Raw genomic sequence first — 23,133 nt, forward strand, 5'->3', positions numbered from 1 at the left:
TAGTTGTAAAAAATCAACCCTGAATTGATATCCGGGTTATGACCCCCGTTCCAACTGGCGGTTTTTGACAGTTTCATCAAAAACCGCCCCTTAAAGAACGAGGATTATGAGTTGCCCTTACTTACGTACGGAGGGCGCTTCGATCGGCAGACCGTTTCCACGCCATGTGACGTAGAGTTCCAGCGCCATGTATTCCGGTGAACCGTTCGCCAGTTTTTCCGCACGGATGTTGTTGTTACATCCCCGGAAACGACGATGCAGTGACCCAAGCTTTTGCCACTTCAAACGATACGTCGGGAAGCCATTCGCTTGCCCCTGACTGAGCAATTCAGCACGCATATAGTTGCCGTTTTGATCGATGTGACAGTGTTTACACGCCAGATCCATCTGACCGACCCGTGTGTTATAAAACTTCATGCCCTTTTCGAAATATTCCTTCGCAGGACCATCGATTGACACATTTACCGGCATACCGCGTGACTGCATTTTCACCAATGACGTCATGCCCAGCAGTTCGTCTGATTCCCATTTCCACGGGGTCGCCTGCATGCCTTCGCTACGGCACCGGTTGATACGTTTTTCCAAGTTCAACAGATCGCCGATTTCGGGATCAAACTTCGGATAAACCGCACCTACGCCTTTCATGCTTTCCACATCACCATGACAGGATTGACAGGATTTGTTCGCGTCACCTTCCGGCGTAGACCACTGTTCCTGCGCTTTTTCTACCCACAAAAAGGCCGGGTTTTCGAAGTCGTCATCCTGCAAAGTGCGGGTTTCTTCTGTTGCATAAATATAGCCGCTTCGTGCATCACCATGCGCATAGTCTTCCAGCCCTTCCGGTGCTGGTTGGGATTGCGGTGAAATATGAAGCGACATATCATCCGTTGCCTGAGCCGTTGCTACGCTCAGTCCCAACAACATGCCAACCGCAAGGGCGATAGGTTTTTTGGTCTTTGTCATCATCATGCGATGAACCTCCCAGTTATTTTTTAAGGCTTGGCCCTTTGAACCCAATCAAAGGGCACCCCCATCTCCCCCCGAAGACAGTTAGCCTTCCAGCTGCATTTTCGCCTTTTTAGTATAGACTTCACCGTTGTCGTCAAACCATTTGAATTCAAATTCACCGGCTTCTTCGACTTTCATGTCAAAATCAATGTACGGGTTCGCCGAAATTGACGGATAGAGTGTCGCGCTCATGATCTGCTTGCCGTTAAACAAAGCTTCAAACTTGTTGATAATCTGACGCGGGATCAGCTTGCCGTCTTTACCTTTACGCAGGCCAGATTCCATTTGATGGGAAATGGTTGTCTTGATCGTGACAACATCACCTTTTGCAGCCGTTTTCGGCGATTTTACGCGGGGCTTCGGTGCTTTAGACATAATCTTGTATCCTTATAATCTTTAATCGTAAAACCGGATCAACCGCCGCAGCCGCCGATGGTTACTTTAATTTCTTTATCACCTGTGAAAGTGCTGCCGTCGTTCATCATCGCAACCGCACGCACTTTTTGCGTTGCTGCCAGACGCATGCGGAACTTCACACGGGCCACGCCAGAATTCGGCGTCAGATTAAAGGTCACAACTTCAGGAGTCGGGTTGCCTTCAGCCGCAACAAAAATCGTTTTCACATAGTCGTTTTCAGTCTGCGGAGAATCAACCGTGATTTCGATTGGCACGGTATTGCCGTTTTCCGCGATTTCAGGACCATCAACAGTTACTTTGGACGCATTTGCAGCATCCCCACCAACTTTTTTGAAATACGCTGTTACGTCTTCAGGTTTCGCCTGGGCTTTGCCTGTCAGCGCAACCGCGCCAACTGTCACAGCACCGACGCCAGCGATTTTCAGAATATCGCGACGGCTTACCTGGGACTTTTCTGTTGTTTGAGTCATTAAAGGCCTCTCTTGGTATCTACACATTTTCATGTGCAGTCGTGTTCGAATTAAGGGTTATTTCAACGTTATCAGGTAAGCGACGATGTCTTCGATCTCTTGCTCGTTCAACATCGGTTTACCGACAAAACTTTTACTCACCTGATTAAGTCCGTGGGTTCTGTAATACGCCATCATCGGCGTATCCGGATTGATGACCTTAGGGTTCACCAGACGCAGACGAATTTCGCCAGCGCTCATGCGATCGCCCACGCCTTCAAGCGGTGGCGCAACATCACCATGGAATTCTTCTTCAAGGATCGGAGCTGAATGACAGGTCAGACAGTTCCCTTTTTTGCGGTGAACCAACAGCTTTTTGCCATTGACCGCGTTACCAGCTTTTCCACTCAAAGAGTCGGGGATCGAGGTCCCATCCACAATTGTGTAGGGCTTGAGATTCGGTTCGCTCACTCTCATAAGGCTACCTTCGGCCAGGGCAGAAGAGGCACCAAACGTCAAACCACCAAATGCACATAGCGTGAATGCACTCGCCAGCTTTCGTTTAAATATACGAAAATTCATATTTCCTCCCAGTTTATTTTGAGCCAATTTTGACTCTTTTATTTTATTCGCTCCGCCCCTAGCTTCCCCAAACGGAACGAATACTCAAACATTCTAATATTATAATAATCTAAAATTCAACTGATTTTTACAATATTTGTTAATATCACATGATCATCTTGATCTTTAAGAACTTTTACATCTTTTTGCAGTGCATCATTCGATAAAAAACCATCGAGTGCGTTGAGCACGCCTTGTGCAATTCCCTTTGGACGCTCCGCCAAACCGACAAAATGCGCCTCATTTTCCCGCGGATCGATTTCGCACAGCTTTTCGCCTTTTAAGACGCTCAAGCCCGGATAAAGCAATCCCCGCACATATCCCGATATAGCTGCGCAAACAGGATGGTCGTCCAACCTGCCGATCTGGTCACCTTTTTCCACATAGGCACCGATGGATAAATCACTCTCAAACTGTCCCGCCCGATCGGATCGAACAAAGCGTTCCCAGCCGACCCCGTTGAGACGTGGCGGCACGGGTACCGGCTCAATGGCCTGCCCGTCCAGAATGACCCTTCCCAACTCGTCGCCCCAGCAACTTTCAATAACCGCGTCCACATCTTCTCCGGCTACAAAACTTGGCCCGACGCCAATCGTGACAGATGCCCTCTCTTTCAAGGGCTGAATAGTCGAAAACTTCTGGATACGACCATCCACAATCACATCCGGCCGCACGGCTTCAACCAACGCATCAAAAGAACCGGTATAAAGGGCAATGACCCGATCGTCGGTTGCCCTTCTCCTCACCTCTTCAAGTCGATCAATCCGAACCGCGCTCACCTCTTCCAAAAGCGCTTCCCCCGTCCAAAGAGCATCACAGAAAGCCATTTTGCGACGGATGGTCCGTGGCTGACGGGTTTCATGAGCAATGACAACATAGCCCGCCTGAAAGAGCGTCCACGCGATCGCAGACCCCACATCCCCAACACCGCGCACAAGGGCGACAGGCTGGCCTCTCAGTGGGTCAGTCATTGTTTTGGTTTGCCTTATTTTGTTGCAATAGCCATACCCTGTTAGGTCTGTTTCTTTTGGAGTTGGGATAAATCTTTGCATAACTGGTATGACCACACAAGAACTTCTACACATCTAGGACCGTTTCTTCTTCGGTAAGGCCTGAATATACCCCATTAAATCCTTGATGGTTTCTTCATCCAGTGAACGCCAGGCCGGCATTTCTTCGGCCGGGTGCCCGTTTAAAATCTTATGCAAGGCCTTCCACGGGTCTTCGTTTGCCACATGACCCAAAGCCCCCATCGTACGGATTGCGCGCCCTTTCGGCCCATGGCAATTACCGCAGATCGTGGGGTAAAACTTTGCATGTTCCTGATAATTCCCTTTCGCCTTTTTTGTCGTCGAATCGATGTATACATCCATATCCAACTGACCTTCCCGAACGAAATTTGCCAAATCCAGCAAGTCATCGCGCCCTAATAATGCGCCATAACCATGCGTATCATCCTTCAGGATGGCCATGACCTCACGCACATCCGCGCCTTTTTTATCTGCAATCCCCTTGATACCGGTAAAATGTTTTCCCTTGGCATACGCCCCGTCTTTGCCACGATAATCCCATCCATGACATTCTCGACACAACCATGTTTGCTTGGGCTTAACTTCCACCTCCATCTGTGTGGGATAGGCGGGATGCAGACCTTCCGGCACGTCGCGTCCGGTTTCCATAAACCAGTTATCATACAACCGACCACCGCGCACAATGGAGACAAGCGAGGCACTTTCCGGCAAGGTCTGCATATAGGCAAGAAGCTCAATTAGTTTTGCTTCCTCAAAAGCACGCAAGGACGGCATCACCGCCCCCGGATGCCCGTTAAAAATGGAATGAAGGGTCAAATACGGCTGCTGGATCGCAAAGTGCCCAAGGGAAACACCGGGCAGACTTTGCCCTTCTGCCCCATGGCACATGGCACACACGGTTTCAAAAAATGGACGTTGCGCCAGCCCATAGGCTTTGGCTTTTCCCGTCCCCCGTTCGACCATCTGATCCATATCGACCATGCCCAAGGAGATAAAACGGGCAAGGTCCAACAGATCATCCGGCTCCAGATAATCCTGATAGCCGTGGGTTTGATCTTTTAAAATCGTCACAATTTCCGACGGGACGGCCCCCACCTTTCCCCTGATACCGGGCAGGCTGTTCGCCCCTTTATAATCCCAGCCATGACAAGACACACATCGCCAACTCTCGCTGATCACTTTCTGCGATGATCCCTCACCCACAAACCCCTGATGGAGCTTTTCCGGCGGGCGCGCATCCAGTTCGATCATCCAGTCACTATAAAGTCGACCGCCACGCGCAATTGAGGCATCCAGATCGGTGATTTTATCCGCCGCCCCCGCCTCCTGTGACGCCGCACACCAGACAGAGCCGATACAAAACAGGAGCTGAAGGCTTTTGCGGATCATTTTCCATTCCTGTGACATGGCTTATCCTTCATAATTTGCCGGCAGTTCATGCACCACACCTTTGTGACACTGGATACAATGTTTGCCTTCTTGTTGGGCTTGGGGGTGTTTGCGTTGCGCGCGTCGTCCCATATCTTCCAAATTCATCGCATCGAACGCATGACAGGTGCGACATTCGCGCGATTCTGTTGCTTCCATCTTGGCCCAGACACGCTCCGCCATGCGCAGGCGGTGTTTCTCAAACTTTTCTTTTGTATCAATCGTGCCCAAAATTTCGTGCCAGACATCTTTTACGGCAATGATCTTGGCAAACAATTTATCCGGATACACTTCCGGCACATGACAGTCCGGACATTCCACCCGCACGCCATACTCATTTTTATAATGCAGGCTCTTTTTATATTCCTGATAGACCGTCTGTTCCATCGAATGACAGGACACACAAAACTCCAGCGAATTGGTCTTTTCAATCGCAACGCCTGCCGTCACCAACAGCACCAATGTCCCTAAAGACCCAATGACCAGCGCCATCTTGACGCCGCTTTTCTTTAACCATTTAAGCACGGTCGCACTTCTCCCTGCATGCGCCTGACCCGGTGTTTTTTGGGGCGCATCCTGTCTTTATTATTTTAAAGAAAAGGGACAGCCTTTCCTCCCCCCGAAAGAAAGACTGTCCAGAGATATCTGGTGAGACTAGCCCCAGATATCTTTACAGATATTATCGTACCAGCTGTGCGCATAAGCCACTTCACGCTTGCGATCTTCCGCAGTGGCATCCATCGGTGACAAACCACCTGCGCCTTTAACGCCCGCAATCGTGTCGCTGTCTTTGTCATATTTATAGACAGCCGCAACCGAAAAGGCCCAGTCATCGCCCGCAATGGAATAACACGTGTTTACATATGACGGGACCCCCACCGGCTTCCCATTCAGGCTTGCCACAATCGCAGCCGCCGTGACCTTACCTTGGGAGTTGGCGGAATAGCCTGACTTGGGCATCGACGTCGCAATAGCGGCATCCCCAAGTACGTGAATACCCGGCACCATTTTGGATTCAAAGGTCACCTTGTCCACCGGACACCAGCCCGTATCATCGGTCAGGCCTGCGGCAAAGGCGATCGGTCCGGCTTTTTGTGCAGGGATAAAGTTGATAACATCGGCCTTATATTCCTCAAAATCCGTTGTCACCGTCATATCATCCACATTCACACCGGTGATCTGGCCCGCGTCCGTCCCTTTCAACCACGTGATCATGGAACTGTCCGTGCCATAACCATAGAACTTCTTCCACGCCTGTTCAAACAACCCTTGTTTGGAAAACTTATCCTTGTGATCAATGATCAAAATCTTGGACTTGGGCTTCTCTTTCTTGAAATAGTTTGCGACCAGACTCACACGTTCATATGGCCCAGGGGGACAACGAAATGGATTTGGCGGGGCAACCATGGCAAACAGGCCCCCATCTGGCATGTCTTCCAACTGTTTTCGCAGCAGGGCGGTTTGCGGACCAGCTTTCCACGCGTGGGGGATTTTTGTTTCCGCCACGTCTGCATCCAGACCCTCATAATTTTCGAATTTGAAGTCCACACCCGGCGCGACGACGCAACGTTCATAGTCAAAGGTTTGCCCGCCTTTGGTCGTGACTTGCTTTTTCGCGCCGTCAATACCCGTCACCATATCATAGACGACCTTGATGCCTGCTTTCTCAAGACCCGTATAGTCCTGACGGATCCCGTCCATGGGGCGTTGCCCCCCCAACACTTCATTGCTCATAAAGCAGGTGTGATAACTTTTGTTGGCTTCAATCAAGGTTACATCGATGGACAGATCCATCATGCGCAAATAATTGGCAACCGTTGCCCCAGCTGGGCCGCCCCCGACAATCACAACCTTTTTTGTTGCCGCACGCGCAATTGAGGGGGCCCCCATCACAGCCGCGCCTGTGACAGCAGCCGCCCCTGTCAGTTGGAGGAAACTCCGGCGATTAAATTTCGTCATAATACTGTTTCCTTTCCTACTGTTTAGAAGCCATATAGTCGATGACGGCGTCATATCCGTCCTGACCATGATCATCCATAAGGGCCTGCATTTTGTTTTTCTGCTTTTTGCTCCATTCCCGATCACCGGAGAAGAAGTCATTCACCATAAAATGCAGGTACTGCTTGGTTTGCCCTGCCATCACACCGATCCCATCGGCGAGATAGCCATCATTTTCATGACATTTTTCGCAGTAGTCCTGAAACAGCTTACGACCTTTTTCGACCTTTGCCGCATCCACATCCTGTGCATAGCGCACAATCTTTTGGCTGGCGAAATAGTCCGCCATGATCTTCAATTCATCTTGAGAATAACCTTTTGCGATTCGGCTCATCACTGTCGATTTTCGATCACCACTGATATAGTCATTCATGGATGACATAAAATAATCTTGAGTAATGCCTGCAATCGTCGGCGTTGCCGGTCCAAGACTTGACCCCGCAGGCCCGTGACACCCCGCGCATGTGGCGGATAGCGTTTCTGCACTCGCCATTTCGGCTGATGCCGTCTGGCTATAAGTCAACACTGCCAGCAGCCCCACTGCAAACACCATCGGCTTGAATATTTTGTGGCTCATATGTGCCCCCTGTTACATATTTTTTATAGTTCCATTACTATCCATAACATAACTTTTTGCTAATTAAGTATACTTTTTTATAATGTTTTTATAATATAAATACCACACATGGATTGCAGTACAATATCAGTTCAACACAATGAAAACGGGTTTTTCGCAAGTGCAGTATCACTAAAATCTGGCAAACAACACTTATCTGCTATAAATTTTATGAAAGTTCGAAAATCAAGTTGTAGTTTTGCACAAAGCACTTAAACTCAATCGTAGAAATGTCGTATCAAGCGGAGAAGAAAATCAATGCCCGAAAATAAACGGACATGGACGCTAAGAACGAAACTGCTCGCCACATACCTGATTATTGTTGGCGTCAGTATGGTCGTTCTATTTACGGCATTTGAATATCGCAATTACTATAACGCCAACAAGCGCCTGCACGAACAAATCCAAGAAATCGCGGAATTTCAAAGCTCTACACTTTCCGTTCCGGTCTGGAACTTTGATGAGCAGTCCATCCGTCTGGCCATGAGCACCTTGGCCAACAACCCTTATTTTATCAGTGGGACCTTACTGGATGATTATGGACATGTGCTTGAACATGTCGGTCCGAAAGGGGTAAAACCCGGCTCCGAGAAACTTAAGATTTCCCGCGATATCGTTTTCTCCGGCTCCGAACGTGATGAGATTGTCGGTAAACTGGTCCTGATTTTCGATGATACACAGGTTATTGAACAGGCTTTAGAACGCCTGATTTTTGACAGTTTCATCCTCGTTCTCTTGGCTGCCTCCTTGATTGGCGGAACTTTTATTGCATCGCAACGCATCATTGGCAAGCCACTGGACCTGCTGTTAAAAGGTATTCGCCGGGCAAAAGCAGCTGACAACTTTGAAGCCGTAAAGTGGGAATCTTCTGACGAAATCGGTCAGGTTATCACCGCCTTCAACGATATGATGCTCCATCAGGTCGAAACCGATGCCGCCCTGCGCTCAGCACGCAACACCGCTGTCGAAGCAGAAGCGCGAGTTAAAGATGCGATTGAAAACATCTCGGAAGCCTTTGTCCTGTTTGACAACAAACAGCAACTTGTCCTGTGCAACACCCGCTTCAAAGATTTTTACGAATATAATGATGACGATATCGAACCGGGCATTGAGTATAACCGCCTGATCGAATTGGATATTGAACGCGGCGTCGTCCCGGCCGTTGACCATTTTGGTCGCTCGTACCACGATCTGCGCAGTGCCTATAACTGGGAAACCAGCGGCTCCATCGAAGTCGCCTTAACAGACGGACGTCATCTCCTGATCCGCGAACGTCCGACCCATGCCGGCGGCCGTGTCGGGATCCAGACAGATATTACCGAGCTTAAACGTGCGGAGCGTGAACTGCGTCGTGCCCGTGACGAGCTGGAGCACCGTGTCGAAGAACGCACCCACGAACTGCAAGCGGCAACCACAGACGCTAAAAAAGCCAACCGCGCCAAATCAGAATTTCTGTCGCGCATGAGCCATGAACTGCGCACACCACTCAACGGGATCCTTGGTTTTGCGCAACTGTTATTGATGGATCAGCGCCATCCTCTGTCCGATAAGCAATCCGAATATATCGAACATGTTCTAAAGGCGGGTAACCTGCTTTTGGAACTGATTAACGAAGTCCTTGATCTCGCCAAAATTGAATCCGGTCGCATCAGCCTGTCCATCGAAAACATCGACCCGAACAATGTGGTCAACGAATGTGTGGATATGATCGAGGCCTATGCCTCCGAACAGAACATCACCATCACTCGTACAGGGCATCAAGCCGCAGACTATTATGTCATTGCCGACTTCACACGCCTGAAGCAAGTTCTGTCCAACCTGCTGTCGAACGCCATCAAGTACAATATCCAAAACGGTAAAGTCCTCCTTGATAGCTCACCCGGACCACTCGGCTTCTGGCGCTATACCGTGACGGATACCGGCTACGGGATCGAGGAAGAATTTCAGGATCAACTCTTTCAGCCGTTTAATCGCCTGAATGCGGAAAATACAGATATCGAAGGCACCGGCATTGGCCTGACCATCACCAAACACCTTATCGAAATTATGGGGGGTGAAATCGGTGTGGACAGCAAACTTGGGGAAGGGAGCACGTTCTGGGTTGATATCCCGCTCTCCGACGAAATCATCCATCATGACACGCCGGTAAGCGTTGATATCATTAGCGAACTTCCCAAACGCCTAGATGGGGTAAAAACCATTTTGTATGTGGAAGACAACCCCGCCAACATGCGTCTCATGCGCGAACTCCTGACCCAGCTGCCCCGCACCAACTTTGTCGAAGCCGGTACAGCCGAAGAAGGCTTGGAACTGATCCGTGGCAATAAGCCGGACCTTGTCCTCATGGATATCAACCTGCCCGGTATGGATGGCTTTGATGCCTTTGAAGTGATGCGCGATGACAGCGAAATGTGTGACATCCCCGTCATTGCCCTGACGGCAAACGCCATGCCCCGTGAAGTTGATCGCGGCAAAGAACTGGGCTTTAAAGCCTATCTGACTAAACCGATCGATGTGGCCTCAACATTGGCGGAAATCACCCGCGTGCTTGAAGAGTCCGAAAAGTAAGCCTTAGCCTCTGTCATCGCACAGGAATTCGTGGACACCTTTTATCGTTTCCGCCAATCCTGTGCGCACCACTTCCACCCCTTCGGGGAAAGCACCGAGCATACGCGTTGGCGTCTGACGGTCCAGCATCACAAAAACACCACGATCATCTTTGCGACGGACCAATCGACCGAACGCCTGTTTCAGCCGCAACCGCGCAATCATTTCATCGTAAGAGCGACCAGGAAAAGACCGTTTACGCGCTTTATGCAAAATCGTGGGACGCGGCCACGGCACACGGTCAAAAACGATCATATGCAACGAGTCACCGGGCACATCGACCCCGTCACGCACCGCGTCGGTCCCCAGCAAACAGCTGCTTTGATCTGCCTTAAAGATATCAATCAGCGTCCCCACATCCATCGCATCAACATGCTGGGCATGAAGCTGGATACCGGTGCGATCCAACGGTTCGGCTATTTTTTGATAAACCGCGCGCAGGCGGCTGACGGCCGTAAACAGGCCAAGACCGCCGCCACCACTTGCTAAAAACAGTTCCCGATAGGCGGTGGCAATCTGGTCGATATTGTCTTTGCGCACATCATCGACGATAAACACTTTCGTTTGCTTGGGATAATCAAACGGTGACTTGACGCTATGAAGTGCCGCGGGACGGGCAAGATGAGACACGCCCGTACGTGCAGAAGCCACCTTCCAATCAGCCTCGTCATCGCCGCTGCCATCGCGCAATGTTGCGGATGTAATGGCAACGCCATGAGATTTCTCAACCACTTCTTCCACAAAGGGGACGGTGGGGTCGACCCAATGGCGGTGCATCCCGACATCGATGTCGCGTCCGTCCAGACGATCGACGCTAAACCAGTCGACAAATTCCGGCGGTGTTTCTGAAAACAGACTATCCAACATGCTATGCCATGCTAAAACCTGCTGCACGCCCCGTCTTTCAAGGCTGGAACAGACAGCCTCAATGCGTTGACGGTTTGCGCTATCCATCTCGTCCGCTTCTTCATCCATCAAGGCCAGTAAGCCTTTTATCAGGCGCTGCAACGGGATGCGGATTTTATCAAGCGCAGTCTTTAAACGTTCTGCAGCTTCCAGCAGATGTTCCACAGGCGGATGGATCGTTGCTTCCAAAGAAAAAGGCGACCCCGTATTGATATCACGGGCATAAACCTGTTGGCGCACACGCCCTAAAAAGCTCTCAAACGGGCCATAAGGTTCCCCACCAGAAATCCGCTGGTGCCAGCTTGGACCGGGTAGAATGCGCGCGGCATTCAAGACATCTTCCAACGCTTCTTCCATTTCCCGACCAACGACCAAATCCTCAATCCGCGCCTTTAGTCCGCGCGCACGCGATCGGCTGGCATCTTCCGCCCCGATCAACCAGCGCCGCAGATCTGCCCCTTCCTGCCCGGACAGATGCGCGGAAAACGCTTTATCAGCCGCATCAAAAACGTGATGCCCCTCGTCAAAAATATAACGGGTCGGCAGCATCGCTTCTTCCGTGCCGCCGAGGGCCGCCTGTATCATCACCAACGCATGATTAGCGACCACCAGTTCCGCCCGACGCGCCCGACGCACCGTCTTTTCAATAAAACACTTGCTGTAATGGGAACAGCTGGAATAGACACATTCCCCGCGCGTATCGGTCATGTCCACCGTCAAACGCGCGCCCAACAGTTCCTTGAGCCACGAGGGGAAATCCCCGCCGATCATATCACCGTCACGGGTATGCATGGCCCAGCGCGCCATCAGACCAAGGGCCGGTGCATCTTCGGCACGCGCGCGCAGACGCGACACCGCTTCTTCAAAATTCAGCAGACAAAAATAGTTTTCTCGGCCTTTGCGGATAACGATCTTGCTCTTTTTCTCGCGCATATCGGGATAGAGCCGATCCAGTTCACCATCCAACTGGCGTTGCAGGTTGCGGGTGTAGGTGCTGATCCAGACCGCTCCATCATTCTTTTTCGCCCAGACGCTCGCCGGCGCAATATAGCCCAGGGTCTTGCCCACACCTGTCCCCGCTTCAACAAGGGCGAGGCAAGGTTCCCCCTTGGAGTTGGGCGCTTGAAAGGCTTCCGTGATACAGCCCGCATAATCTTTCTGTTCGGCACGCTCCTCCGATCCACCTGCCAGCAACTGATCCAGTCGCGCACGCGCTTCCACGGGTTCAACGGGCAGATGACCGGGCTGTGGTGGGGGCGCACTTTCCACCCACTCATTCAATCGGTGCCAGACCTGCAAAGACCTGAGCAACGCACCGCTATGAGGGGCATCATCCGTGCCGACGCCTAACGCATCCAGCACAATATTGCCCCATGACCAGCCGCCGGTCTTCATCGCCCAAGCGATTGTGATCAATTCTTTGGACGGTCTTTGCCGTAATTCCTGTAAAAGCTGACGACAAGCTGACAAGAGTGTCTCGACCTCATCTTCCAGCGACGCCGGGATCGGCAGCCCCATGGCCTGTGCCAGTCCTTTTGCGGTGGGCAGGGAAAACTGCGCAGGCCTGACAAAAGCAAACAGTTCCAATAAATCCAGTCGGGGAAACGGACCACACCTCAGACGCCGGGCAGTCGCCAAGGCATGCAGCACCAATACCGGCACTTCACTGGTCGATAGACGGCGGGCGCCTTCTTTCAGGCTGAGACTTTCCAGCTCCCCATCCGCGCTCATCCAGCCAACGGAACGCACATGCGCCACCAGTATCGGTGTCGCAGGCATCCGAATCGGTACGGCATTGGGGATATGCAGATCAGTTTCGTTCAACATGCCAGCACAATAATCCTAGCGCGAAACAAATACCAGCCTGTGCATTGCATTTTTCATGATTTTTACGAATCGGATACGACGACAGAGCGTTAATGTCTTGCACTAACGCTCTCCAATTTCTCGAATAAATTTTTATAAAAGCGTGTTAACCCGCGTTTTCGTCTGTTTCGATTGCATGCTTTTTATTGTCACGATTAATCGGATCGCTTTCTTTCTCTCTGATCTTATCAGCTAGTCGAGCTTCGAAAGCTCTAAAGATTGCGACTTCATCTTCATTGCCTGTGTTGGCAGACAACATATCAATGACAACTTCACGCACCGCATCAAACAGATAGTCTTTTTTACCCAGCCGCTCACCCGGAAGTTCTTGATATTCAAGACCAACCATCTCGCGCGCCTTTTCCTCATCGATGCCCAGAATTTGCATCAACTCGACTTCGGTTTCAGCTTCTTTAAGTTTTTCTGCTGTCGTCATCGCGATACCGATACTAACGATATCCTCGATTTCATCGGGATGCCCACTACCGCGTTGGTAGCCTTGATTATCCCCACTTTGCGCCTGCATACCTTCCGGTGCAGGCACGATATCAACACGCCCATCATTGGACGTGATTGTCATATTGTTTCCCATCGGAGTTCTCTCCTAGATTAAGATACATTCTGTTCTCACGATTATGACCCTAAAACGAGAAAGTTTCAAGCCTCATCAAAACCCACGCGTTTTACGTTGGTTAAAAATAGAGCCATAAAAGCGTCAGACTATTGACGAACCCATACGTTCTGCGTAGGTTTGCCAGCCCTTTTAGTAGGTCTTATTTTTCAACTTGTCATCTAAAAACTGTAAGGATACTGCAATCATGCCGTCCGATGCACCTGCCCTTCATGCAAAAGAAGCCGCACATCACTCTAAAGCTTGGCCCTTTGTTGAGGCCCGCAATGTCCTTAAACGGTTGAACGGCAAGCTTCCTGAAAAGGGGTATGTCCTTTTTGAAACAGGCTACGGCCCGTCCGGCCTGCCACACATCGGCACCTTTGGCGAAGTTGCGCGCACCACAATGGTTATGCGCGCCTTCCAGATTTTATCCGATGGCATGCCGACAAAACTGATCGCGTTTTCCGATGATATGGATGGTTTGCGCAAAGTGCCGGACAACATCCCCAACAAAGAACTGCTGGTGCCGCACCTGGGCAAGCCGCTGACAGCCGTGCCGGACCCGTTTGGCACGCACCCGAGCTTTGGGGAACATAACAATAACCGCCTGTGCGAATTCCTCGATCAGTTTGGCTTTGACTATGAATTCCGCAGCGCGACCAAATGCTATAAAGAAGGCATCTTCGACGAAACGCTTCTCTCCATCCTGCGTAATCACGAAGAAGTCTGCAACATCATCCGCCCGACATTGGGTGAGGAACGTCGCGCGACCTACAGCCCGCTGCTGCCGGTGGATGAAGAAACAGGCAAAGTCTTGCTGGCAAAAGTCGTCGCCACAGACCCTGCGGCAGGTACAATGGTGTACCTGAACGAAGACGGCAAGGAAGTGGAAACGAAAGTCACCGGCGGGGCCGTCAAATGTCAGTGGAAAGCGGACTGGGCGATGCGTTGGGCGGCCTTGGGCGTCAACTATGAAATGGCGGGCAAAGACCTGATCGAGTCGCAAAAACTGTCTGCGAAAATCTGCCGCGCGATCGGCGGCAAGCCACCGGTTGATTTCACCTATGAGCTGTTCTTGGATGATAAAGGCGAGAAAATCTCCAAATCCAAAGGCAACGGCCTGTCTATGGAAGAATGGCTGCGTTACGCGCCGCCGGAAACGCTGTCTTACTTTATGTTCCAAAAACCAAAGACAGCCAAACGTCTGCACTTTGATGTCATCCCCAAAGCCGTGGACGAATATATCAGCCACGTGCAAAAGTTCGATAGTCTGGACGATGCCAAGAAACTGGATAACCCGGCATGGCACATTCATAACGGACACCCGCCGGTAGATGCGCATTCCCTCAGCTTCAACATCCTGCTGAACCTTGTCTCCGTACTGCATACAGAAGACAAAGGTGTGATCTGGCACTTTATCCAGCGTTACAACCCGGATGCCAACGTTGAAAATTCTCCGATGCTGGACCAGTTGGTCGGCTACGCGATCAACTATTACCAAGACTTTGTGAAGCCGAACAAGAAGTTCCGCGCCCCGACAGAGGCCGAACGTGCCGCCCTGCAAGACCTGAAAGCCAAGCTGGAAACACTTGCTGCTGATACGTCCGGGGAAGATGTTCAAACCGAAGTCTACACAGTCGGGAAAGAACATAACTACGAAAACCTGCGTGACTGGTTCGGCGCCCTTTATGAAACACTACTCGGTCAGGAAACCGGCCCGCGTATGGGTTCCTTCTTCGCGCTTTACGGTCTGGATAAAAGTGCTGAACTCATCGGCAAAGTCCTTGCTGGCGAAGACTTAAACGCTTAAAAAAATCGGGAGGCTGTTTCGCCTCCCTTTTTTATCCCGATGTCGCAGCCACCAACGGCACGGATACCGCCAGTTTATTGCCATTCTTTTTCTGCTCTTGCTCTGCGCGCGCCTGCATTTCTTTTTGCATGGCCTCCTGCACAGCCTGCTCAATACTGGCGCGTTGTTCGGCGGGCAATTGCATATATTGTTCTTCGCTTAGTCCCAGAGCCTGCAAAATCTTATTGCGAATTTCTTCTTCCAGCTTTTCTTGCTGCATATCCCCGACATACTTTTTGAACCCTTTTTCAAGGATCTCCGATTTCACCTCTTTTTGCTGCTGCAAAAGGGCGGCAAAATCGGTGCCCTGTGCCTTTGATTGCTGTTGTGTTTTGCGCAAGTCACTTGCTTTCAAATCAACAGAAACGGTAATGCCGTTCACCATAACATCCATAATTCGTCCCTCTTCATATGTTAAATTAAGGGACTATTAAGCAAATGTCAGGCCATATGATTCAGGGGCTATTTTTTGTCAAAGACCACGAAGCTGTAATCGGGTTTTCCGTCGATTTTTGCCTGATGGTCTTCGCGCGACACTTCCTGCCAGATCGCCTTATCCAACGCGGGAAAACGGGCATCACATTCGTAAGATTGATGGACTTCCGTATAATAAATCCGATCCGTGTGCTCCATCGCTTGCTGATAGATTTGCGCGCCCCCCACGACCATCACTTCCTCGGCATTTTTCGCCTCCGCCTCGGCAAAAGCTGCCGCCAATGCACTGTCGAGGTCGTGAACCACTTTCACGCCGTCATAAGACCAATTTTCATCGCGGGTGATCACAATAGTCAGACGCCCCGGCAAAGGTCTGCCGATACTATCAAAGGTCTTGCGACCCATGATCATGGGTTTGCCCATGGTGGTTTCTTTAAAATATTTAAAATCCTCCGGGATGTGCCAGAGCATTTTATTCTCTTTCCCGATGGCGCCATTTTCGCCGACGGCAACAATCATGGAAACTTTCATCACACTGCCACCGGTGCCGAGATGTGCGCATCCGGCTCATAGCCCACCAACTCAAAGTCCTCAAAGGTAAAGTCGAACAGGTCTTTCACATCAGGATTGATCTTCATAGTCGGCAGCGTCTTTGGCGTGCGGCTGAGTTGTAAATCCACCTGCTCCATATGGTTGGAGTACAAGTGCGCATCGCCAAAGCTATGGACAAACTCGCCCACTTCGAGATCACAGACTTGCGCGATCATCATCGTCAACAGCGCGTAAGAGGCGATATTGAACGGCACCCCCAAAAAGATGTCCGCACTGCGCTGATAAAGCTGGCAGGACAGCTTGCCATCTGCCACATAAAACTGGAACAGACAATGGCACGGCGGCAAGGCCATCTCTTCAATATTTGCGACATTCCATGCCGACACGATCAAACGGCGGGAGTCGGGGTTTGTTTTAATCTGGTTGATCAAATTAGAAATCTGGTCCACCTGCTCCCCGCTTGCCGTCGGCCAAGAGCGCCACTGATACCCGTAAACCGGCCCAAGGTCGCCGTTTTCATCTGCCCATTCATCCCAGATCGACACTTTATTGTCTTTGAGATACTTGATGTTTGTCTCCCCCTTCAAAAACCACAACAGTTCATGAATGATGGAACGCAAGTGCAACTTTTTTGTCGTCAAACAAGGGAAGCCCTTGGACAGATCAAAACGCATCTGGTAGCCGAAAACACTATAGGTGCCCGTGCCAGTACGGTCACTTTTATAGACACCGTTGTCGCGCACATGGCGCATGAAATCCAGATACTGCTGCATGATAAGGATCAGCCTTTAGTCAAATTAAGGAGGGCGGCGTACTATAGAGGTCTAACTAAACTTCATCAAGATTCAAGATGAGTCAAACTCCAGCTTGCCGTTTTCGCGATCACCTCATGCTCATCTTTGGTCAAAGCTTCGACTTTATCCTTGAGATCGACCCGCTTGGCGTTCGCAATTGCGATCAAAACATTTCGAATAAAACGATGCCTCTTGATCCGCTTGACAGGCGACGCGCGAAAAAACTCCCGAAAGGTTTCATCGTCAAATGCCACCAGCATGCCCAGATCCGGTTCTCTAAATTCCGGGCGAGGCTTAAAGGTTTCCTCTGTCGTTACTTTGCTGAACTTGGTCCATGGACAGATGGCAAGGCAATCATCACAGCCATAGATGCGGTTACCCATCTTTACAGCCAAATCGGGATCAATCAGGCCGTCATGTTCGATGGTTAAATAAGAAATACATTTGCGCGCATCAATCTGCCCGTCTTTTAAAAACGCATCGGTCGGACAGATCTCAAGGCAGGAGGAACAGCTGCCGCAATGGTTCTTTTCCGGCGCATCGGGTTCAAGGTCCAGTGTGGTATAGACCTCCCCCAAAAACAGCCAAGACCCAAACGCGCGCGACACAATGCAGGTGTGTTTCCCCTGCCAGCCGACACTCGTCTGGGCCGCAATCGGTTTTTCCAGAACCGGGGCCGTATCCACAAAGACCTTAAGTTCATCCTCAGGCCAGCGGGCCATCATTTCGCGCGCCAGACGCTTGAGACGTTTTTTCACCGTATCGTGATAATCTTTATTTTGCGCATAACAACTGATCACGCCCGTATCCGTTTGGGTCAAACGATTCATCGGGTCGTAGTCTGGGCCATAATTCATGCCCAATACGATGATCGACTTTGCCCCGTCCCACAAAACCTTCGGGTCGGCGCGGCGGTCTTCGGTGGTGTGCATCCAGTCCATGGTGCCGTAGAGACCTTGGCGATTGAACTCCGCCAGATCGGCTTTTGCCTGATCCGACGTTTCTGCCGCACAAAAACCAACTGCATCAAAGCCCATCTCAAGGGCGAGGGTTCTGATGATGTCTTTTGGATTATCCATATTTACCTCCCCTTCATCGGACCTTTGCAAAACTGAGCCTATATAGCCTGTTTGACATTCCGAAAACACAGCTTATCTCTAGGAAAGAGATTTATACATCAAACAGGGTTACACGCATGGTTAAAGAATATCACAAAGCCACCTTTGCCGCCGGATGCTTCTGGGGTGTGGAAGCACGTTTTCGCGATCAAACCGGCGTTGTGGATGCCGAGGTTGGTTATACGGCGGGGCATAAAAAAGACCCGACCTACCGCGAAGTCTGTACTGACACCACAGGCCACGCCGAAGCCGTGCAATTGGTCTATGATCCCGAACGAATTTCTTATGAAGACTTATTGGAAGTGTTTTTTAATCTACACGACCCGACCACGCTTAACCGTCAGGGGCCGGACGTGGGCAGCCAGTATCGTTCCGGCATTTATTACCACACGGACGCGCAACAAAAACTCGCAGAAGAAGCCATCAAATCTCTGACAGAGCGTCATGTTTTTGGCGCCCCTATTGTCACCGAAGTTCTGCCCGCCACAACCTTTTATCGCGCCGAAGAATATCATCAGCAATATTTTGAAAAAACCGGCCGCCATGGTAGCTGTTACTAATAGAGGAATATTTTAAAGAGCTAATTAACCTGAGATATCATAATCCTGATAAAATTTGCGGATATCCCTCTTAGCTATTGCACCTACGAGGTTTGATACTTATTATTTCAAAATATTTCAGATAATGAGTTGTAATTCATGGTGGAAACCAAGCATATCCTGATCGTTGAAGACGACCCCCTTGTCGCGGATGTCGTCACAGCTTGCTTAGAGGATGCCGAATTTAAAACAACCGTTACAAATTCCGGCCAATCCGCCCTAAATATCGTTAAAGATACGGAAATTGATCTCTGTATCGTGGATTTGGGCTTGCCGGACATGGATGGCTTGTCGCTTACCCGCGAAATCAAAAGCCGCAGCAACATCGGGATTGTGATCCTCAGCGGTCGCGGGGAAACCACGGAACGGATCATCGGCCTTGAGGTCGGTGCAGATGACTATCTGGGAAAACCGTTTGAACCACGCGAACTTTTAGCCCGTGTGCGCAGCGTGATCAGACGCACACAAGCAACGGTTCCAGCTCAGGAAACCACGACCCAACAAGCTGCCCAAAATCTTGACCACCTTAAAGAAGGCGGCGCGTATGATTTTGATGGCTGGAAGGTCGATCTTTCCTCCCTTGAAATTATGGGACCAGACGGGGCGCAACCCAAACTTTCCAGTACTGAGTTTACCCTGTTGCAGGCTTTCATGGATCATCCCAACCGGATTTTATCACGCGATCAACTGCTTGATCTGGTTCATGGGGATAATACACCTGCCTTTGATCGCAGCATTGATGTCCAGATCACCCGCCTGCGCAAAAAGATCGAAAATGATCCCAAAACACCCAAATTCATCAAAACCGTGCGCAATCGCGGCTACATCTTCACCGCCAAAGTCACACGCGTTTAATTTTTAGATTTTCTGCGCCTCAATCCCGCCGCCGGGATAGGGGGCTTTGCGCTTCCACCACAATAAATCACCCCGTAAAAATGCCTGTGCCAGATCATTTTTTGGTCCGGCAAAAAAGTCTGACGCGTTCGCCTGCTCCAAGATACGCCCGCGATGTAAAAACATCACGTCCGTCCCCAGACGTTTGGCCTGCCCCAGATCATGGGTCGTCATAATGATGGTTGCCCCTTCTTCCGCAATCGCCGTGATACTTTCCTCAATGGAATGGGTGGCACTGGGATCAAGGCTCGCGCTTGGTTCATCCAAAAACAGGACTTCCGGTCGGATGGCCCACGCCCTCGCCATCGCGAGCCGTTGTTGTTCCCCAAACGACAAGACACGGGCGGGCTGATCTGCCAGACGCCCCAACCCGACCCGCTTCAAGACGCTATAAGCGCGATCCGCACGTTCGGCTTTTTCAACACCCTGTAACTTCAGCGCATATTCAATATTCGCCAAGGCGGTACGACGCAACATCACGGGGCGTTGAAAGACCATAGCCTGACGGGCGCGCACGGCTTTGGAAAAACTCACATCCCCGTTCCAGCTCACCGTCCCTTGCGCCGGATCAAGCAAGCCATGACACAGGCGCAACAGCAGACTTTTGCCCGCCCCGTTTGCGCCCAAAACCATGGTACGACTGCCGGCCTCAATTTTAAACGTTGCCTCTTTCACCAGACGTTTGCCGCGGGCTTCAAAGCATAGCCCGTTTACCGACAACGGCAGGATGGAGCGTATCTCTGTCATGCGCCGATCCTTTTCTTGGCAAATTCCCCGAGCAAAAAGGCGGTGGCATTGATCCCTAAAGACAGGCTCAGCAAAATAATCCCCAAGCCCAACGCCAAGGCCAAATCCCCTTTACTGACTTCAAGGGCAATGGCGGTGGTCATCACGCGGGTCACATGATCAATATTACCGCCCACGATCATCACCGCGCCAACTTCCGCACTGGCGCGGCCAAATCCGGCAAGGACCGTGGTAATCAAGCTAAAGCGCCCATCCCACAACAACGTGCGAATGGCGCAGGACGGTGAACAGCCCAAGGACATCAATTGTTCGCGGTATTCCGACCAAAGTTCCTGCACCACTTGGCGGGTAAGGGCCGCAATGATCGGTGTAATCAGAATGACCTGTGCAATGATCATCGCAGTTGGGGTAAACAATAAGCCCAGCACCCCAAGGGGGCCGGACCTTGACAGCAACAGATACAGGATCAACCCCACCACCACCGGCGGCAGCCCCATCAAGGCATTGAGCATGACCACAAGGCCCCGTTTACCGGGGAAGGTAAACAGCACCAACGCAGCCCCCAAAGGCAAGCCGATGAGGGAGGCAATCAGCACCGCACTGAGGCTCACCTGCAAAGACAAGCTGACGATTTCAAACAAATTGCTATCCAGCGACACAATCAACTGAAAGGCCGCTTGGAAGGCAGAGGCAAATTCATCCACCTGTATCAGCCCCCGCCGCGTTGAAAATATTTTGACATACGCTCATATTCGCGCTTTGCGGCGTCTTCGTCCAGCCCATAAAACCGAAAAGTCACATGTGTCACTGGCAAACGGATCAAGGCGATCTTGCGCTCCCCAACGGCAGATAAGTCAATTTCCACCCGTCCCAAGGGCGCATCGGCGATAATCACCTTTGCGCCGTTCTGTTCATCCCCACGGGCTTCTACCGTCGCCTCTGAGACAGAACGGGGTAAAAGCCGCAGGAAGTCACGATGGTTGGTGCCCATCTCGCGGGTGATTTCAACGTAGTCAGCCAAGCTCAGCCCCCGGCAACCGGTGGCCAGACTGCCAGATGGTCTTCGCTATCCAACACATGGTTGCCGCGCACTTCCGGGGCAAGGTAATTGCCATTGACCAGCACAAGGTGGCACATCTCCAACGGCACTTTATATCGATTGAGCACATCCAGCACCGTCGTGTCTGGTTGGATATCAATATCCGCCTGATTGGACTTTGCATTTTCAGGCAGATATTCACCCAATTGCGCATAGAGTTTTAAAGTCATCTTCATAGGGGGAGAGGCTCCGGCGTTAGGATGCATTCAATTGAGTACAGGCGAGATAGGCTTCCATGATCCGGTTTGGATCTTTCTTAAGCTTCTCTTTCCAACTCGACAGATTGATCCGGCTCTGGATCAAACCTCGCAACACACCAACATGATCGGTGCGTCCGACCATCTGCGCGCCGACCAGATAATCGCCATCAAATTCCAGACGGGTATAGCGATTGTTCTCTTTATCCAAAAACATCGCCTGATCACCACCTTCCACACCATCCCACAGCCCGAAGGAGGCCGAGATCAGCCCCAACGTATCCAGTACGTTCATCACCAACGAGCCTTTGTAGGCTGTCTCCCTACCTAGCATATTCAGCGCCGCAATCCGTCCGTGGTCTGTTGCGGTTGGCTGGATCGCGTGCACAGACATACCGCCTGTTGAAAAATCAAGCCCTTGCGCCACGTCACCCGCGGCAAACACGTCCGGTGCTGTCGTCATCATATTCTGGTTAATCAAAATGCCGCTTTCCCGCTTCACCTGTGCGGCATCGACAAAATCCACGTTGGGGGCCACACCTGCCGCCACCACAACCAAATGGGCCGGGACCTGATGACCATTGTCCAGATCAACCAACAACGTATCTTCCCCATCCGCTGCGTTGGGTTCCAGCTTGGTGATTTTGGTGTTGGTGTGAACGCTCACGCCCTTTTTCTCGCACCAGTCCTTTAACATATTACCGGCATTTTCATCCAACATCCGCGGCACCATGCGATCGCCCATTTCCACAACCGTCAGGTTCACGTTACGTAACGCTAAGGATTCAAGGATAATACAGCCGATAAAGCCCGCGCCCAACAAGACCACATGGGCCCCTTCATGGGCCAACTCAATGATCTTGCGCGCATCTTCCAAGGTCCAGCAGTGGTGGACGCCCTTTTGGTTCAGCCCTTCAATGGGGGGCTTTACGGGCCGTGATCCGGTGGCGATCAACAGCTTGTCATAGCTTTCCACATCACCATTACACAGCGTCACGGTTTTGTGGACCGTATCGACGTTATCGGCGCGGTTTTGGCGCAAGGTGATTTTATTTTCAGCGTAAAAGTCGTTAGATCGTTTTAAGTGCGTGCCTTCTTCTTCGATATTCCCGACCAAAAGATACGGGATCGCCATGCGTGAATAGGGCAGTTCAGGTTCATCACCGACCAAGACAATCTCACAAGACGGGTCGTTTTTACGTAACGTCTGCGCCGCATTTACACCACATGGTCCGGCACCTAAAATCACATACTTCATCGCATATTCTCCCTGAACTAGCACTTGAGTT

Annotated in this window: 24 protein-coding genes; 4 read left to right on the plus strand and 20 right to left on the minus strand. The window is 51.0% G+C overall.

The features are described from left to right. Positions 1 to 117: 117 nt before the first annotated feature. The 9 genes from soxA to Q397_RS0112650 all read right to left on the minus strand — a co-directional run bounded on the left by soxA (position 118) and on the right by Q397_RS0112650 (position 7,529). Positions 118 to 969, minus strand: a complete 852-nt coding sequence (gene soxA / locus Q397_RS0112610) for a sulfur oxidation c-type cytochrome SoxA (protein WP_240475070.1) — start codon at positions 967 to 969, stop codon at positions 118 to 120. An 81-nt stretch (positions 970 to 1,050) separates the two neighbouring features. Further along, complete coding sequence (gene soxZ, locus Q397_RS0112615) at positions 1,051 to 1,383, minus strand: thiosulfate oxidation carrier complex protein SoxZ (RefSeq protein ID WP_028879730.1); 333 nt, start codon at positions 1,381 to 1,383, stop codon at positions 1,051 to 1,053. A gap of 38 nt (positions 1,384 to 1,421) precedes the next feature. After that, positions 1,422 to 1,895 (minus strand): thiosulfate oxidation carrier protein SoxY, encoded by a 474-nt coding sequence (gene soxY / locus Q397_RS0112620; RefSeq protein WP_028879731.1) that lies wholly within the window; start codon positions 1,893 to 1,895, stop codon positions 1,422 to 1,424. A 57-nt stretch (positions 1,896 to 1,952) separates the two neighbouring features. Beyond that, positions 1,953 to 2,456 carry a sulfur oxidation c-type cytochrome SoxX gene (soxX, locus tag Q397_RS0112625; protein ID WP_205618830.1) on the minus strand — a complete coding sequence of 168 codons (504 nt, stop codon included), beginning with the start codon at positions 2,454 to 2,456 and terminating at the stop codon, positions 1,953 to 1,955. Between the two features lie 116 nt (positions 2,457 to 2,572). Next, a complete protein-coding gene (locus tag Q397_RS24205; protein WP_028879733.1) occupies positions 2,573 to 3,466 on the minus strand; it encodes a hypothetical protein in 894 nt (297 codons plus the stop codon). Between the two features lie 114 nt (positions 3,467 to 3,580). Next, positions 3,581 to 4,933 (minus strand): cytochrome c, encoded by a 1,353-nt coding sequence (locus tag Q397_RS0112635; protein WP_028879734.1) that lies wholly within the window; start codon positions 4,931 to 4,933, stop codon positions 3,581 to 3,583. Positions 4,934 to 4,936: 3 nt separating this feature from the next. Continuing rightward, complete coding sequence (locus Q397_RS22390) at positions 4,937 to 5,479, minus strand: NapC/NirT family cytochrome c (protein ID WP_038013833.1); 543 nt, start codon at positions 5,477 to 5,479, stop codon at positions 4,937 to 4,939. 129 nt (positions 5,480 to 5,608) lie between these two features. Next, positions 5,609 to 6,913 carry an NAD(P)/FAD-dependent oxidoreductase gene (locus Q397_RS0112645; protein ID WP_028879735.1) on the minus strand — a complete coding sequence of 435 codons (1,305 nt, stop codon included), beginning with the start codon at positions 6,911 to 6,913 and terminating at the stop codon, positions 5,609 to 5,611. 16 nt (positions 6,914 to 6,929) lie between these two features. Continuing rightward, complete coding sequence (locus Q397_RS0112650; protein ID WP_028879736.1) at positions 6,930 to 7,529, minus strand: c-type cytochrome; 600 nt, start codon at positions 7,527 to 7,529, stop codon at positions 6,930 to 6,932. 297 nt (positions 7,530 to 7,826) lie between these two features. Here Q397_RS0112650 and Q397_RS24210 point away from each other — a divergent pair, with 297 nt between their 5' ends. Beyond that, positions 7,827 to 10,136 carry an ATP-binding protein gene (locus Q397_RS24210; protein ID WP_051609986.1) on the plus strand — a complete coding sequence of 770 codons (2,310 nt, stop codon included), beginning with the start codon at positions 7,827 to 7,829 and terminating at the stop codon, positions 10,134 to 10,136. A 3-nt stretch (positions 10,137 to 10,139) separates the two neighbouring features. Here Q397_RS24210 and Q397_RS0112660 read toward each other — a convergent pair whose 3' ends face one another. Together Q397_RS0112660 and Q397_RS0112665 are read right to left on the minus strand one after the other, a co-directional pair. Then, positions 10,140 to 12,908 (minus strand): ATP-dependent DNA helicase, encoded by a 2,769-nt coding sequence (locus Q397_RS0112660; protein WP_028879737.1) that lies wholly within the window; start codon positions 12,906 to 12,908, stop codon positions 10,140 to 10,142. A 145-nt stretch (positions 12,909 to 13,053) separates the two neighbouring features. After that, the gene (locus Q397_RS0112665) at positions 13,054 to 13,527 is read right to left on the minus strand and encodes a hypothetical protein (RefSeq protein ID WP_156950712.1); all 474 of its coding nucleotides are present in this window, start codon (positions 13,525 to 13,527) and stop codon (positions 13,054 to 13,056) included. A 238-nt stretch (positions 13,528 to 13,765) separates the two neighbouring features. On the opposite strand from Q397_RS0112665, the gene Q397_RS0112670 reads away from it, so the two are divergent. Beyond that, entirely contained in the window at positions 13,766 to 15,370 is a 1,605-nt protein-coding gene (locus tag Q397_RS0112670; protein ID WP_028879739.1) for a lysine--tRNA ligase, read from the plus strand. A gap of 31 nt (positions 15,371 to 15,401) precedes the next feature. Here Q397_RS0112670 and Q397_RS0112675 read toward each other — a convergent pair whose 3' ends face one another. The 4 genes from Q397_RS0112675 to queG form a co-directional block, all read right to left on the minus strand. Then, the gene (locus Q397_RS0112675; RefSeq protein ID WP_028879740.1) at positions 15,402 to 15,803 is read right to left on the minus strand and encodes a hypothetical protein; all 402 of its coding nucleotides are present in this window, start codon (positions 15,801 to 15,803) and stop codon (positions 15,402 to 15,404) included. Between the two features lie 68 nt (positions 15,804 to 15,871). Then, positions 15,872 to 16,363, minus strand: coding sequence for a dihydrofolate reductase (locus Q397_RS0112680; protein ID WP_240475071.1), 492 nt, complete (start codon positions 16,361 to 16,363; stop codon positions 15,872 to 15,874). Positions 16,364 to 16,374: 11 nt separating this feature from the next. Further along, positions 16,375 to 17,169: a thymidylate synthase gene (locus tag Q397_RS0112685; protein WP_028879742.1), complete on the minus strand. Its 795-nt coding sequence runs from the start codon at positions 17,167 to 17,169 to the stop codon at positions 16,375 to 16,377. 65 nt (positions 17,170 to 17,234) lie between these two features. Further along, entirely contained in the window at positions 17,235 to 18,269 is a 1,035-nt protein-coding gene (queG, locus tag Q397_RS0112690; protein ID WP_038013837.1) for a tRNA epoxyqueuosine(34) reductase QueG, read from the minus strand. Positions 18,270 to 18,385: 116 nt separating this feature from the next. Here queG and msrA point away from each other — a divergent pair, with 116 nt between their 5' ends. Both msrA and Q397_RS0112700 read left to right on the plus strand, forming a co-directional pair. Continuing rightward, positions 18,386 to 18,868: a peptide-methionine (S)-S-oxide reductase MsrA gene (gene msrA, locus Q397_RS0112695; protein ID WP_028879744.1), complete on the plus strand. Its 483-nt coding sequence runs from the start codon at positions 18,386 to 18,388 to the stop codon at positions 18,866 to 18,868. A gap of 138 nt (positions 18,869 to 19,006) precedes the next feature. Next, the gene (locus tag Q397_RS0112700; RefSeq protein ID WP_028879745.1) at positions 19,007 to 19,762 is read left to right on the plus strand and encodes a response regulator transcription factor; all 756 of its coding nucleotides are present in this window, start codon (positions 19,007 to 19,009) and stop codon (positions 19,760 to 19,762) included. Positions 19,763 to 19,765: 3 nt separating this feature from the next. Here the strand turns inward: Q397_RS0112700 and Q397_RS22400 are convergent, their stop codons facing one another. The 5 genes from Q397_RS22400 to Q397_RS0112725 are packed head-to-tail and all read right to left on the minus strand — an operon-like array spanning position 19,766 to position 23,102. Then, positions 19,766 to 20,548, minus strand: coding sequence for an ATP-binding cassette domain-containing protein (locus Q397_RS22400; RefSeq protein WP_051609987.1), 783 nt, complete (start codon positions 20,546 to 20,548; stop codon positions 19,766 to 19,768). Continuing rightward, positions 20,545 to 21,252 carry an ABC transporter permease gene (locus Q397_RS0112710; protein ID WP_028879746.1) on the minus strand — a complete coding sequence of 236 codons (708 nt, stop codon included), beginning with the start codon at positions 21,250 to 21,252 and terminating at the stop codon, positions 20,545 to 20,547. The genes Q397_RS22400 and Q397_RS0112710 overlap by 4 nt, the downstream gene beginning before the upstream one ends. A 5-nt stretch (positions 21,253 to 21,257) precedes the next feature. Then, complete coding sequence (locus Q397_RS0112715; RefSeq protein WP_028879747.1) at positions 21,258 to 21,569, minus strand: hypothetical protein; 312 nt, start codon at positions 21,567 to 21,569, stop codon at positions 21,258 to 21,260. Between the two features lie 2 nt (positions 21,570 to 21,571). Beyond that, positions 21,572 to 21,823, minus strand: coding sequence for a MoaD/ThiS family protein (locus tag Q397_RS0112720; protein WP_028879748.1), 252 nt, complete (start codon positions 21,821 to 21,823; stop codon positions 21,572 to 21,574). 19 nt (positions 21,824 to 21,842) lie between these two features. Further along, on the minus strand, positions 21,843 to 23,102 hold the full coding sequence (locus Q397_RS0112725) for an NAD(P)/FAD-dependent oxidoreductase (RefSeq protein ID WP_028879749.1): 1,260 nt from the start codon (positions 23,100 to 23,102) through the stop codon (positions 21,843 to 21,845). Positions 23,103 to 23,133: the final 31 nt, after the last annotated feature.

Origin of the sequence: Terasakiella pusilla DSM 6293 (assembly GCF_000688235.1) — a bacterium.
Lineage (GTDB): Bacteria > Pseudomonadota > Alphaproteobacteria > Rhodospirillales > Terasakiellaceae > Terasakiella > Terasakiella pusilla.